Source organism: Kitasatospora sp. NPDC091335, from assembly GCF_044757205.1.
Lineage (GTDB): Bacteria > Actinomycetota > Actinomycetes > Streptomycetales > Streptomycetaceae > Kitasatospora.
Genome location: NZ_JBIVUM010000030.1, coordinates 1 through 12,950 on the forward strand (window position 1 = coordinate 1; position 12,950 = coordinate 12,950).

9 protein-coding genes are annotated in these 12,950 nt (G+C 74.3%); 6 read left to right on the top strand and 3 right to left on the bottom strand.

Features of this window, described 5'->3' with window-relative positions; translation table 11 throughout:
- Window positions 1-317 precede the first annotated feature (317 nt).
- Together ACIQOW_RS37630 and ACIQOW_RS37635 are read left to right on the top strand one after the other, a co-directional pair.
- The gene (locus ACIQOW_RS37630) at window positions 318-1,739 is read left to right on the top strand and encodes an acyl-CoA synthetase (protein ID WP_401092334.1); all 1,422 of its coding nucleotides are present in this window, start codon (window positions 318-320) and stop codon (window positions 1,737-1,739) included.
- 288 nt (window positions 1,740-2,027) lie between these two features.
- Window positions 2,028-2,900, top strand: a complete 873-nt coding sequence (locus ACIQOW_RS37635; protein WP_401092335.1) for a C40 family peptidase — start codon at window positions 2,028-2,030, stop codon at window positions 2,898-2,900.
- Window positions 2,901-3,027: 127 nt separating this feature from the next.
- Here ACIQOW_RS37635 and ACIQOW_RS37640 read toward each other — a convergent pair whose 3' ends face one another.
- Complete coding sequence (locus tag ACIQOW_RS37640; RefSeq protein ID WP_401092336.1) at window positions 3,028-3,942, bottom strand: PfkB family carbohydrate kinase; 915 nt, start codon at window positions 3,940-3,942, stop codon at window positions 3,028-3,030.
- 398 nt (window positions 3,943-4,340) lie between these two features.
- On the opposite strand from ACIQOW_RS37640, the gene ACIQOW_RS37645 reads away from it, so the two are divergent.
- Window positions 4,341-5,408 (top strand): NUDIX domain-containing protein, encoded by a 1,068-nt coding sequence (locus ACIQOW_RS37645; RefSeq protein WP_401092337.1) that lies wholly within the window; start codon window positions 4,341-4,343, stop codon window positions 5,406-5,408.
- A gap of 102 nt (window positions 5,409-5,510) precedes the next feature.
- Window positions 5,511-6,383 (top strand): DUF4184 family protein, encoded by an 873-nt coding sequence (locus tag ACIQOW_RS37650; protein WP_401092338.1) that lies wholly within the window; start codon window positions 5,511-5,513, stop codon window positions 6,381-6,383.
- Here ACIQOW_RS37650 and ACIQOW_RS37655 read toward each other — a convergent pair.
- Window positions 6,359-7,723: a dipeptidase gene (locus ACIQOW_RS37655; RefSeq protein ID WP_401092339.1), complete on the bottom strand. Its 1,365-nt coding sequence runs from the start codon at window positions 7,721-7,723 to the stop codon at window positions 6,359-6,361. The two genes, ACIQOW_RS37650 and ACIQOW_RS37655, sit on opposite strands and share 25 nt — an antisense overlap.
- Window positions 7,724-7,979: 256 nt before the next feature.
- On the opposite strand from ACIQOW_RS37655, the gene ACIQOW_RS37660 reads away from it, so the two are divergent.
- Entirely contained in the window at window positions 7,980-9,263 is a 1,284-nt protein-coding gene (locus ACIQOW_RS37660; protein WP_401092340.1) for a geranylgeranyl reductase family protein, read from the top strand.
- Between the two features lie 101 nt (window positions 9,264-9,364).
- Here ACIQOW_RS37660 and ACIQOW_RS37665 read toward each other — a convergent pair whose 3' ends face one another.
- Window positions 9,365-11,674, bottom strand: coding sequence for a glycosyl hydrolase family 18 protein (locus ACIQOW_RS37665; protein ID WP_401092341.1), 2,310 nt, complete (start codon window positions 11,672-11,674; stop codon window positions 9,365-9,367).
- A 422-nt stretch (window positions 11,675-12,096) separates the two neighbouring features.
- Here ACIQOW_RS37665 and ACIQOW_RS37670 point away from each other — a divergent pair, with 422 nt between their 5' ends.
- Window positions 12,097-12,870, top strand: a complete 774-nt coding sequence (locus ACIQOW_RS37670; protein ID WP_401092342.1) for an enoyl-CoA hydratase family protein — start codon at window positions 12,097-12,099, stop codon at window positions 12,868-12,870.
- Window positions 12,871-12,950 lie beyond the last annotated feature (80 nt).

A 12,950-nucleotide genomic window follows, 5' to 3' on the forward strand; every position in this document is an offset into this window, starting at 1 on the left:
ACCCCCCGGGGGGCGCCCCCCACCCCCCCCCCGCGGCCCCCCCCCCGGCCCCCGCCCCCCCCCCCCCCCGGGGGGGGGGGGGGGCCCCGCCCCCCCGGGCCCCCCCCCCCCCCCCGCCGTTCCCGGGTGTCCTCCGCCCTGCGTCGTTGCCGGGCGCCCTCCGCCCTCCGAGTCGCGTCCCGTCCTCCCCGGCGCGCGGTGGGCCGGGCGGCGGCCCGTAGAGTCGGCGCCGGCGCGTGACGCGGAGGCGGGCACGCGCGGCGAGCGCGCGGCGTACGGGCGCGGCGCGCCGGCTGGAACGAGGCGAGGACGGTGGCATGGCACTGCTGACGGCACTTCAGGGCGGTTTCGGCGACGCGGCGGACGCGCTGCGGATCGACGGTCGGACGCTCTCCCGGGAGGAACTGGTGGGCGCGGCGACCGCCGTCGCCGACCGGGTGGCGGGCGCGCCGGCGCTCGCGGTGCTCGCCCGGCCCACCGTCGAGACCGTCATCGCCGTGGTCGGCGGTCTGCTGGCAGGCGTTCCCGTGGTCCCGCTGCCGCCCGACTCCGGCCCCAAGGAGCGCGAGCACATCCTGCGCGACTCGGGCGCGGCGCTGCTCGCGCACGCGGTCGGGGACGAGCCGTCGCAGGACACGTCGGTGGCGGGGCTGCCGGTCGATCCCGGGCAGCGCTCCGCCACCTCGTACGCCGAGCCGGCCGCCGCGTCGACCGGCTTCGTGCTCTACACCTCTGGCACCACCGGCGCGCCCAAGGGCGTGGTGATCCGGCGCGAGGCGATCGCCGCAGACCTGGAGGCCCTGGCCGCCGCCTGGCAGTGGACCGCCGAGGACACCCTCGTGCACGGCCTGCCGCTGTTCCATGTGCACGGGCTGCTGCTCGGCGTGCTCGGCGCCCTGCGCACCGGCAGCCGGCTGGTGCACACCGGGCGGCCCACTCCGGAGGGGTACGCGGCGGCGGGCGGCAGTCTGTACTTCGGCGTTCCCACCGTCTGGTCCCGGCTGGCGGCGGACCCGGAGGCGGCGGCCAGGCTCGCCCCGGCCAGGCTGCTGGTCTCCGGCAGCGCGCCGCTGCCCGTCCCGGTGTTCGAGAAGCTGGCGGCGCTCACCGGGCACGCCCCGATCGAGCGGTACGGGATGACCGAGTCGCTGATCACCGTCAGCACCCGTGCGGACGGCGAGCGGCGCCCGGGCAGCGTCGGGCTGCCGCTGGACGGGGTGCGCACCCGGCTGGTCGGCGAGGACGGCGCACTGGTGCCCGCCGACGGGGAGAGCGTCGGCGAGCTCCAGGTCTTCGGCCCGACGCTGTTCAGCGGCTACCTCAACCGGCCGGACGCGGACGCCGAGGCGTGGACGGCGGACGGCTGGTTCCGCACCGGTGACGTCGCGGTGATCGGAGCCGACGGTTTCCACCGGATCGTCGGCCGGGCCTCGGTCGACCTGATCAAGAGCGGCGGCTACCGGATCGGCGCGGGCGAGGTGGAGGCCGCGCTGCGCGACCACCCGGCGGTCGCCGACGCGGCGGTGGTCGGCGTGCCGGACGAGGATCTCGGACAGGCGATCGTGGCGTACGTCATTCCGGACGGCGCCGTGACGGGGGACCAGCTGACGGCCTTCGTGGCGGAGCGGCTCTCGGTGCACAAGCGGCCGCGCCGGGTCGTCCTGGTGCCCGAACTGCCCAGGAACGCCCTGGGAAAGGTGCTGAAGAAGCAGCTCCTGGCGGAGGCCGGCGGCCGGTGATGAGGGGGCGTCGGACGGCGCCCCGGATGACGGGTGTTCACCCTGATGCGCCGTCGGTGCTCACCACCCGTGACCCTTCCATTGGCGCACTCCACTGCGCGCCGTGAGCGGACGCGTGCCTAACGTGACACGCAGGCAGAACCGAATACCCGGACGACACGCCGCGGCTCCCGGTCGCAGGACCGGAAGCCGCGGCGTGCCGGGCGGGGGCTCTGCCGACAAGCACGGCCAGTCCTGGCCGGTCACAGCAATTCGCAGCAATCCGCAGCAGTGAAGGAAGTCAGCACGATGACCACCGTCAACACCGGTGCGCCGGAGTCCGCCGGCGAACCGACCGGGCAGCAGGACGCTGCCATCGCTCGTACCCCCCGTCCGTCCCGCACCGCGCGGCTCCGTCGGGGGATAGGCATGGTGGCCGTGATCGCGACCGGTGCGGGCGTGATCGGCCTCGGCACTGGCGTCAGCCCCGCGGCCGCCGAGCCCGCCCCGGCGCACGCCGGATGGGACGGCTCGCGGTACTGGTTCAAGAACAGTCAGGGGCAGTGGCGCTGGACCTCGCACTACGACGTGTACACGGCCCGCGCCGGCGGTGGCACCTCGTCCGCCGCCAGGTCCACGACCAGATCCTCCGGCGGGATCGAGCAGGGCTGGGACGGCTCGCGCTACTGGTTCCGCAACAGTCAGGGGCAGTGGCGCTGGACCTCGCACCACGACGTCTACCTGGCGCACACCGGGGGCGGCTCCTCCTCGGACTCCGCGGGGCAGGGCCACTACTCCGACGACTCGGTCGCGGAAGACCGGGACGTCGAGACCGCCGTGCAGTTCGCGCTCTCCCAGCAGGGCGTGCCGTTCCGCCGGGCGGGCAACGGACCGGACGGCTACGACTGCTCCGGCCTGGTGCAGCAGTCCTTCCGGCGCGGCGGGATCTCCCTGCCGCGCGTCGCCAACGACCAGTTCGCGGCGACCACGCCGATCGGGGCGAGCCAGCTGCGCCGCGGTGACCTGCTGTTCTGGTCGCCGGACGGGACGGCCAGGGGCATCCAGCACGTGGCGATCTACCTGGGCGACAACAAGTACGTCGAGGCGGCGCGGCCCGGGACAAACGTCCGGATCTCGGGGATCAGCAGCGGCTACTACCCGTCGTTCATGGGGCGGCCGTAGCGAGGCCGTCGGTCCGCCCGTCGGGGGCGCCGGGTCCGCCCGGCGCCCCCGACGGGCGTTCTCCGCGCCGGGGCCGGTGGATTCCGACGCCCGGGCAGAGACGAAGGGGAGGGGGCCGGCGCGGGGGTCAGAGGTCCGAGGGGCGGGGGAGGGCGCCGCGGGCGCCGAGGGCGGTGACGGCGAAGGCCCCGGCGGCGACGGCGGTGGCGGCCGCCTCCCGCGGTCCGGCGCCGCGGGCGAGCGCGGCGGCGAGGGCGCCGCAGAAGACGTCGCCGGCGCCGGTGGTGTCGACCACCCGGACGGCGGGGGCGGGCAGCCGGGTCAGCGCTCCGTCCACCACGACCAGCGCGCCCTCGCCGCCGAGGGTGACCACGGCGCCCTCGGCGCGTCGGGCCAGGGCCCGGGCCGCCTCGGCGACGTCGGTGGCGCCGGTGAGCTGGCGGGCCTCGACGGCGTTCGCGACGACCAGCGGACGGCGTCCGGTGGGGCCGGCCTTCGGCAGGGCGCCGGCGGGCGCGGTGTTGTGCAGCCAGCGGGTGCCGCCCGAGGGGCCGAGGGCGGGCAGGGCGGCGGCGGTCGCGCGGATGCACTCCGCGGGGACCTCGTTGCTGGTCAGGAGCACGTCGACGGGGAGCAGACGGAGGCGGGCCAGCGCGGCGGTGACCTCCTCCGGGGCGAGGTGGGCATTGGCGCCGGGGACGACGACGATGCTGTTCTCACCGGACGGGTCGACCAGGACGACCGCATGACCGGTGGGCTCGTCCGGGTGGGTGAGCACGGAGCCCGTCTCGACCTGCGCGCCGTGCAGATCGGCACGTGCCGCCTCGCCCTCGGCATCGCCCCCGACCTTGGCGACCAGGTGCGCCGCCGCCCCCATCCGGGCCGCCGCCACCGCCTGGTTGGCACCCTTGCCGCCGAAGCCCCGGGTGGCGGCGGTGGCGAGGACGGTCTCGCCCGGGGAGGGGAGTGCGGGACAGCGGAGGATCCGGTCGGTGTTGACCGAGCCGATGACGACGACGCGGCCGACGGGCAGCAGCTTCATCGTTCCTCTGTACGCGCCGTGGTGCGGGCCGCGCAAGCGGGCGGGCGGTGGCAGTCGAGTGCGGAGCGTGCACGAGGGCGTGCGGGAGCGCACGGGCAGGGGCGCGAGCAGCGCACGAGCGGGGCGTGCGCGGGAAGTCGACCCAGCTGACGTCCTGTGCCCACACAGTGGTGGCAGGGTGCAATTTTGATGTAGACCGGTCTGCATATTCCCGTGCGCGGGCGCCTGACCTGGGCACATGCCGCTGTCACGGGGCAGGCCGGGGCACAGGGGCGGGCGCGCCCCGGAGGCATGGGGAGCGGCGTGGCGCGGGTACCACCACGGGTGGCGCTGGTTCGGCTGACGGGGGCGCTGCCCGGTGCGAACGGCATCGGGGGAAGTCGAGGGCAGGGGACGTTGTGATCGTCTGGGTCAATGGCACATTCGGGGCGGGCAAGACGAGCGCCTGCCGCGAGCTGGTGGAACTGCTGCCCGGGAGCGTGCTCTTCGATCCCGAGCTGGTGGGCTTCGGCCTGCGTCGGATGCTCCCGGCCGACCGGCTGGCGACGGTGTCCGACTTCCAGGACCTGGCGGCCTGGCGCCGGCTCGTCGCGGAGACGGCGGCGGCGCTGCTGGGCGAGGTCGGGGGCCCGCTGGTGGTCCCGATGACCCTGCTCAGGGAGGACTACCGGGACGAGATCTTCGGGGACCTGGCCGCGCACGGGATCTCGGTGCACCACTTCGTGCTGGACCCTGAAGAAACGATCCTGCGTGACCGCATCGCCCACCGCGAGGAGTGTCCGGGTGATCCGGAGGCCAGCCAGCGGGTCCGGGAATGGTGCCTCGAACACCTGCCCCGCTACCGGGCCGCCCGGCGCTGGCTGGTCGGGGACGCCCGGATGATCGACACCGGAAGGCTCTCCCCCCAGGAGACCGCGCACCGGATCGCCGAGCTGCTCCGGGTCGGCGCCGCCCGCTGCCCGATCGTCCAGACCCCGGACCCGACCGGGGACACCGTGGCCTCCGCCGTCCTGCTCTTCGACGAGCAGGACCGGGTCCTGCTCGTCGACCCGGTCTACAAGCCCGACTGGGACTTCCCCGGTGGCGTGGTCGAACGCGGCGAGGCCCCCACCGATGCCGCCCTGCGCGAGACCGCCGAGGAGCTGGGCCTGCGCCTGGAACCGTCCGCACTGCGCCTGCTCGCCGTCGACTGGGAGCCGCGCACCGGCCCGCGCCGTGGCGGTCTGCGGCTGATGTACGACGGCGGCCTGCTCGACGCGGAGGGCCGGCAGGACCTGTTGCTCCAGCAGGAGGAACTGCGCAGCTGGCGCTTCGTCACCCTGGACGAGGCCGGCGAACTGCTGCCCCCGGGGCGCTACCGGCGGCTGGCGGCCGCGCTGGACGCGCGGCGCAGCGGCGAGCTGCGGTACCTGGAGGCGGGGCGCCGGGTGGCGGTCGGGCTGGCGAGCACGGCGGACGCGGCGTAGCGGCGGGCAGGGGACGCCTCGCGGTTCGCGGCGCGGTGCCGCGCTGGGACGGGGGCGCCTCCCGGTTCGCGGCGGGGCGGCGGCGGGCGCGAGGATGGGGGCATGCCGTTCACGCTGAGCCATCCCGCCGCCGTCCTGCCCCTGCTCCGTGCCGCCGGGGCGCGCGGGCCCTTGGTGGCGTCGGCTCTGGTCGCCGGGTCGATGGCGCCGGACGTGCCGTTCTTCGCCGAGTCCCTGCTGCCCGGGGTGTACGGCCACGGCGGGCTGACCCACCGGTGGTGGGCGGTGCCGACGCTGGACGTGGCGATCGCCGGTGCGCTGGTGGCGGGCTGGCACGGGCTGCTGCGCGGGCCGGTGGTGGCGCTGCTGCCCGAGCGGTGGGCCGGGGGTGCCGAGGCGCTGACGGCCCGACGGGCCGGAGTCACCGGCGGCTCCGCGGGCTCCGGTGCGGCGTGGTTCGCGGCGTCGGCGGCGATCGGCGCGGCCACCCACGTCGGCTGGGACGCGTTCACCCACGGGGACCGGCTGGGCGTACGGCTGCTGCCCGTACTGGACCGGCCGGTGGCCGGCGTCCCGCTGTACGAGGCCCTGCAGTACGGCAGTTCGGCGCTCGCCCTGGCGGCGATGGGCGGCTGGGCGGCGCGTGCGGTGCGGGCCGTCGAGCCGGTGCGGCCGGCCGTGCGGCTCGCGCCCCGGGCCCGGTGGACGGCCGTCGCGGTGCTGGGCGCGGCGACGGCCGCCGGGGTGGCGCACCGGGTCGCCCCGCTGCGGCGGAACCTGGTGCCGGAGGTGTGCTTCGGGGCAGGGGCCGGGCTCGCGGTGGGTGCGGTCGGTTACGCGGCCGTGGTCGCGGCCGCCCGCCGGTTGCGCGGCGGGCGGCCGGCGGCCCCTCGGACGGCCGTTCCCGAGGTCGCGCCGGACCTCGGGGCGGACCGCCGGTCGGACTTCCGTCAGACGGAGCGCAGTTCGGCGTAGCGGCGGAGGAACAGCGCCTCGGTGAGGGCCATCCGCTCCAGCTCCTGCGGGTCGACGCTCTCGTTGACCGCGTGGATCTGGGTGGTCGGCTCCTCGACGCCGATCAGCACGATCTCGGCCTGCGGGTAGAGCGTGCGCAGCGTGTTGCAGAGCGGGATCGAGCCGCCCTCGCCGGAGGCGACCATCCCGGTGCCGAAGGCCTCCGCCATCGCCTCGCCCATCGCCTCGTACGCCGGGCCGCTGGTGTCGGCGAGGAACGGGGAGCCGGTGCCCTGGCGCTGGACGGTGAGCCGGGCGCCGAGCGGGACCCGCGCCTCCAGGTGGGCGACCAGCGCGTCCTGGGCGGCGCCCGCGTCCGTGCCCGGCGGGATGCGCAGGCTGATCAGGGCCTTGGCGGTGGCCTGGACGGACGACGTGGCGCCGATCACCGGCGGGGCGTCGATGCCGAGGACGGTGACGGACGGGCGGGCCCAGAGGCGGTCCGCGATGGTGCCGGTGCCGGTCAGGGCGACGCCGTCGAGCACCTTGGCGTCGGAGCGGAACTGCTCCTCCGGGTACTGCACGCCGGTCCAGGTCTGGTCGGCGGTCAGGCCGGCCACCGCGACGTCGCCGTTCTCGTCGTGCAGCGAGGCCAGCGCCCGGACCAGGCACTGGAGCGCGTCCGGGGCGGCGCCGCCGAAGGCACCGGAGTGCAGGTTGCCGGCCAGCGTGGTGACCGTGGCCTCGACGACCGTCATGCCGCGCAGCGAGGCGGTCACGGTGGGCAGGCCGGCGGCGAAGTTGCCGGTGTCGCCGATGACGATGGCGTCGGCGGCGAGCAGCTCGGGGTGGGCCTCGGCGTAGCGCTCCAGGCCGCCGGTGCCCTGCTCCTCCGAGCCCTCGACGATGATCTTCAGACCGACCGGGTAGGCGTCGCCGTACACCTGACGCAGCGCCCGCAGGGCGGTCAGGTGCATCAGGATGTTGCCCTTGCAGTCGGCGGCGCCGCGCCCGTACCAGCGGCCGTCGCGCTCGGTCAGCTCGAACGCGGGGCTGAGCCAGTCGTCCTCGTTCAGCGGGGGTTGGACGTCGTAGTGGGAGTAGAGCAGGACGGTCGGGGCACCCTCGGGGCCGGGCAGTTCGCCGTAGACGGACTGGGTGCCGTCCGGGGTGTCCAGCAGCCGGATGCCGGTCAGGCCCTCGGCGGCGAAGGCATCGGCGACCCAGCGTGCGGCCCTCTCGCACTCCTCGACCGGGAACTGACGCGGGTCGGCGACCGACGGGAAGGCGACCAGTTCGGCGAGGTCGGTGCGGGCACGGTCCATCAGGGACCGGACGGCGTCGGCCAGGGGCTGTGACATCGGGGCTCCGGGGTGACGGTCCGCCCTCGGGTGGGCGGGCGGATCTGGTGGTTGGGGTACTGCCGATCATAGGCGGCGCGGAACACGGGGTTCCGTGGGTGTGGGGCTGGTGGGTACCGGGGGTGAGGGGGCCGGGTGCGGGGCGGTGCGTCCGAGGGGCACGGGGTCGTGCGTCCGTCGGGAGTCGGCGGACGCGTCCGCCGGGCGCGGGCCGGTGCGTCTGTCGGGTGCGGGCGGACGCATAGGATTGCTCAACGTGACTGACTCCGGAAGCTTCGATTCCCGCAGCCCGCTCGACCGCCCGATCGAGGACGGCCAGATCGAGGGTGGCCCGGTCGACGGCCCGGTCGACGACGCGGCCTCGCCGCCGGACGGCGTCTGGGACGTCGTGGTGGTCGGCGCCGGACCGGCGGGCTCCTCGGCCGCACACGCCGCCGCGGTCCAGGGCCGCCGGGTGCTGCTGCTCGACAAGGCCGAACACCCCCGGTACAAGACCTGCGGCGGTGGCATCATCGGCCCCTCCAGGGACAGCCTGCCGCCGGACTTCCGGCTGCCGTTGCAGGACCGGGTGCACGCCGTGACCTTCGCGTACGACGGGAAGTTCACCCGGACGCGGCGTTCCAAGCGGATGCTGTTCGGCCTGGTCAACCGCGACGAGTTCGACCTGCGCCTGGTGCAGGCGGCCAAGCAGGCCGGGGCGGTGCTGGTCACCGGAGTGACCGTCACCGGCGTCGAGCAGCGCGGCGGCGCGCACCGGACGGCCCTGGTGACGGCGGCCGACGGGCGTACCTTCGAGGCCCGCGCGGTGGTCGGCGCGGACGGCAGCGCGAGCCGGATCGGCCGGCACGTCGGCGTCACCTTCGACCAGATCGACCTCGGGCTGGAGGCGGAGATCCCGGTGCCGCCGCAGGTCGCCGCGGACTGGTCGGGCCGGATCCACCTCGACTGGGGCCCGCTGCCCGGCAGTTACGGCTGGGTGTTCCCGAAGACCGAGACCAGCAGCCTGACCGTCGGCGTCATCTCGGCGCGCGGCGACGGCGAGCGGACCAAGCAGTACCTCGCCGACTACATCCGCCGGCTGGGCCTGTCCGGGTTCACCCCCAGGGTCGAGTCCGGACACCTGACCCGCTGCCGGACGGAGGACTCGCCGCTCTCCCGCGGCCGGGTCCTGGTCGCCGGCGACGCGGCCGGGCTGCTGGAGCCGTGGACCCGCGAGGGCATCTCGTACGCGCTGCGCTCGGGCCGGCTGGCCGGCGAGTGGGCGGTGCAGGTCGCCGAGGCGGGTGACGCGGCGGCGGTGCGGCGCGAGGCGCTGAACTACGCCTTCGCCGTCAAGGCCGGGCTCGGCGTGGAGATGCGCGCGGGCAAGCAGCTGCTGGGCGCCTTCGAGCGGCGGCCGTACCTGTTCCACGCGGCGGTCTGCCTGGTGCCGCCGGCCTGGCGGGCCTTCGCCCGGAACACCCAGGGGCACACCACCTTCTCCCAGGTGCTGCGGCAGCACCGCGCCGCGCGGCGGCTGACGGCGATGGCCTCGCGGTAGGGCGGCCGTCACGACGCGGGGCCGGCGCCCCTCCCCGGTGAGGGGAGGGACGCCGGCCCCCTTCTCGGTGCGACGCGGTTCGCGGAACCGTCGTGCGTCGGCTACTTGAGTCCGGTGTCCAGGGCGGACATCAGAGTGCCGGACGGGGTGTCGCCCGACATCTCCCAGATCATGCCGCCGAGGAGGTTCTTCGACTTGAGGTAGGCCGTCTTCTGCGCGATCGACCAGGCGTCGTCGAAGGTCCACCACTGGCCGCCGGCTCCCGTGTAGCCGTACGTCGCAATGGACTTGGTGTCGTGGTAGACCTTGAGGTTGGTGAGGCTGGTGATCAGGTTGTTGTACCCGCGGGTACCGGCCTCGTCGCTGAACTGGCCAGGTGCGGCGCCGTTCGCCGACTGCCAGGCGCCGTTCGCGCCGCCGTCCGCCACGGTCTGCCAGCCGCGCCCGTAGAACGGGAAGCCGATGGTCAGCTTGCGCGGGTTGACTCCGGCGTTCAGGTAGGTCTGGACGGCCGTGTCGATGCTGAAGTGGGTGGTGTAGGGGTCGTTCGGGTCCTGGAAGAGGTTGGAGGCGTGGCCGGTGCGGTTGGGCTCCCAGGAGTTGTCGCTGCCCGAGCCGTGGAAGTCGTAGCCCTGGACGTTGGCGATGTCCAGCGAGCTGAAGATCTTCGAGAGGTCCCAGCCGGCCGCGACCTTCGCCGGGTCCGCCGGGGTGAAGGCGGTGATCAGCTTGTGGGAACCGCCCAACGCGTCCAGCTGCTTGCGGAATTCGGCGAGCAGCAGGGTCAGGTTGTCCTTGTCGTTGACGCTCCAGTGGTTGCCCGGGTGGCCGTCGGCGGAGCCGGGCCACTCCCAGTCGAGGTCGATGCCGTCGAAGATGCCCGCCGCCACGCCGTCGCCACCGGCGCCGTTGTAGACCGGCAGGTTGCCCTTGATCCAGGTGTCGACACAGGACTTGACGAACTTCTGGCGGGACGCGTCGGTGGCGGCGGCGTCGGAGAAGTACTTGGAGTAGGTCCAGCCGCCGAGCGAGACGACCACCTTCAGGTTCGGGTACTTGGCCTTGAGCTTCTTCAACTGGTTGAGGTTGCCGCGGAGTTTGCCCCAGCCGTCGTCGGCCACGCCGTCGACCGACTGGTCGGCGCTCATCGGGCGGGCGTAGTCGGCGTCGGCGTCACCGGCACCGGTGCCCTGGTCCGGGTCCTCCGGGTTGCCGGTGGTGCCCTTGGTGACGCCCGCCAGGCAGGTCAGGTTGACCGGATCGATGTTCTCGAAGGCGTAGTTGATGACGTCGAGCTTGGCGGCGGCGCCCGAGGTGTCCAGGTTCTTGACGAAGTACTGGCGGCCGTAGATGCCCCACTGGACGAAGTAGCCGACCCGGGCGTACTTCCCGGCGCCGACCAGGTCCGAGGTGGTCACGGTGAGCGCCGCGGAGGCGGGCGAGGCGTTGTCGGCGGCGTCGCGGGCCTTCACGGTGAACGTGTAGGTGGTGGACGGCGAGAGGTTGCCGATGGTCGCGGCGAGCGTGCTGCCGGAGGCCGTGGCCACCAGGGTGCCGCCCTGGTAGATGTCGTACGCGGCGACCCGGACGTTGTCGGTGGCGGCGTTCCAGGCGAGCTTCACGTCCGTCGAACTGACCCCGGTGGAGCGGAGGTTGGACGGAGCGGTGGGCGGTGAGGTGTCGGTGGACGGGTCGAAGGTGGACGCGGTGACGGGCGCGCCGAGCGGACCGGTGTTGCCGCGGCTGTCCTTGGCCCGGACGGTCAGGGTGTACGAGGTGGCCGGGGTGAGGCCGGTGACCAGGACGGTGGTGGTCGGGCTGGAGGCGAGCACGGTGCTGCCGCTGAGCACGTCGTAGGAGGCGACCGGGAAGTCCCCGCCGGTGGCGGCCGGCCAGCTGAGCGCGAGCGTGTGCGCGGTGGACTCGGTGACCGTAGGGGTGCCCGGCGCGGACGGCGGGACGTCGGGGGTGCCGTCGCACTTGTCGCCGTTGATCCGGCAGTTGAGCGGGGTGGTGACCGGGCCGTTGCCGACGAACCAGAAGCTGTACGGCTCGGTGGTGCCGTGGGCGTTGACGGTGGAGTTGTAGAACGCCGCGGCGACGGTGACGTGCCGGCCGTTGACGGTGGCGGTGCCGTTGTAGGTGCTGCCCATGGTGACGCCGGCCGGGAGGTCGAACTCCAGGCTCCAGCCGCTCACCGCGGTCGGGTTGTCGTTGTGGACGATGTAGGTGCCCTGCCACCAGGAGCCGTTGTTGGCGGTGGTGAAGGTGGCGGTGAGCTTGCCGGCGGCGGCCGAGTTCGCGGGGGCGGCCAGCGCGGTCAGGACGGCGAGGGGCAGGAGCAGAACGGACAGCAGCGCGAGCAGTCTGCTGCGCAGACGCGGGCGCCAGGCCCGGGATCGAGCGGACATGGTTCTCCCTGTGGCTGTGGGGGTTGAACAGGGTGACGTAGAACCTTGGTTGATCCGTGTGCGATCGATGCCTGCGCCGTGGGGAGGCGAGGCATGGGAACTGTAGGAGGACTGGACCAATGCGTCAACAGGTCTGTACCACTTGGGAATTGGGCGGCTGGTGCGGGCGGGGAGTGGGTGGGCGAACGGATGACAGATGACGGCGAACAGATGACAGATTTCAACATCTGTCATCTGTCATCCGTCATCTGTTCGCTGTCGGTCCGGACGGACTGGAAGAAGTGGCCTCTCGTGCCGACGGACAGGTCGGCTCTGGCCGAGGGGAGGGTGGGCGTGCCAGAGTCGTCCGGGCGTCGTCCGGGCAGGCCCCGGACCGCGCCCCGCAGTCCGACCCACCCTCAGCCGGAAGGCAGGCCCCGCCGATGACCAGCGCAGCGCCCCTCGTCCGCGTCAGCACCGCCGACGCCGTCACCACGCTCACCCTCGACTCGCCGCACAACCGGAACGCGCTCTCCACCCGGCTGATGGCCGAGCTGCACGCCGGGCTGGCCTCCGCGGCGGCCGACCCGGAGGTCCGCGCGGTGGTGCTCGGCCACGCCGGCAAGGTGTTCTGTGCGGGCGCGGACCTCTCCGAGGCGACCGGCGCGGACCCGACGGTCGGGCCGCGCGGTCTGGTCGAACTCCAGCGGGCGATCGTGGACTGCGCCAAGCCGGTGATCGCGGTCATCGACGGGCACGTCCGGGCCGGCGGCCTCGGTCTGGTCGGCGCGGCGGACCTCGCCGTCGCCGGACCGGCCTCGACCTTCGCCTTCACCGAGGTGCGGCTCGGCCTCGCGCCCGCGGTCATCTCGCTGCCGCTGCGCCCGAAGCTGGACCCGCGCGCGGCCTCCCGCTACTACCTCACCGGCGAGGTCTTCGACGGCGCCGAGGCCGCCCGGATCGGCCTGATCACCAGTGCCACCGACTCCGCCGAGTCCACCGACGTGGTGCTGAAGGGCCTGCTGGACGCGCTGCGCCTGGGCTCCCCGCAGGGCCTCGCGGAGTCGAAGCGGCTGGCCAACGCCGATGTGGTGCGTTCCTTCGAGCGGGACGCGGACGAGCTGGTGGAGCTGTCGGCGCGGCTGTTCGGTTCGGCCGAGGCACAGGAGGGGATGCGGTCGTTCCTGGAGAAGCGGCCCGCGCGCTGGGTGCGCTGACGGCGGCGGATCCCCGGGTGCGGCGTCCGGACGCCACACCCGGGGCCATCGCCGTTCCCGGGTGGTCACGACCGTTCCCC

Excerpts from the sequence above, each read along its gene's own strand:
- ACIQOW_RS37650 (WP_401092338.1), top strand. The coding sequence starts at position 5,511 with ATGCCGTTCACGCTGAGCCATCCCGCCGCCGTCCTGCCCCTGCTCCGT.
- ACIQOW_RS37670 (WP_401092342.1), top strand. The coding sequence starts at position 12,097 with ATGACCAGCGCAGCGCCCCTCGTCCGCGTCAGCACCGCCGACGCCGTC.
- ACIQOW_RS37665 (WP_401092341.1), bottom strand. The coding sequence starts at position 11,674 with ATGTCCGCTCGATCCCGGGCCTGGCGCCCGCGTCTGCGCAGCAGACTG.
- ACIQOW_RS37630 (WP_401092334.1), top strand. The coding sequence starts at position 318 with ATGGCACTGCTGACGGCACTTCAGGGCGGTTTCGGCGACGCGGCGGAC.
- ACIQOW_RS37640 (WP_401092336.1), bottom strand. The coding sequence starts at position 3,942 with ATGAAGCTGCTGCCCGTCGGCCGCGTCGTCGTCATCGGCTCGGTCAAC.
- ACIQOW_RS37655 (WP_401092339.1), bottom strand. The coding sequence starts at position 7,723 with ATGTCACAGCCCCTGGCCGACGCCGTCCGGTCCCTGATGGACCGTGCC.
- ACIQOW_RS37635 (WP_401092335.1), top strand. The coding sequence starts at position 2,028 with ATGACCACCGTCAACACCGGTGCGCCGGAGTCCGCCGGCGAACCGACC.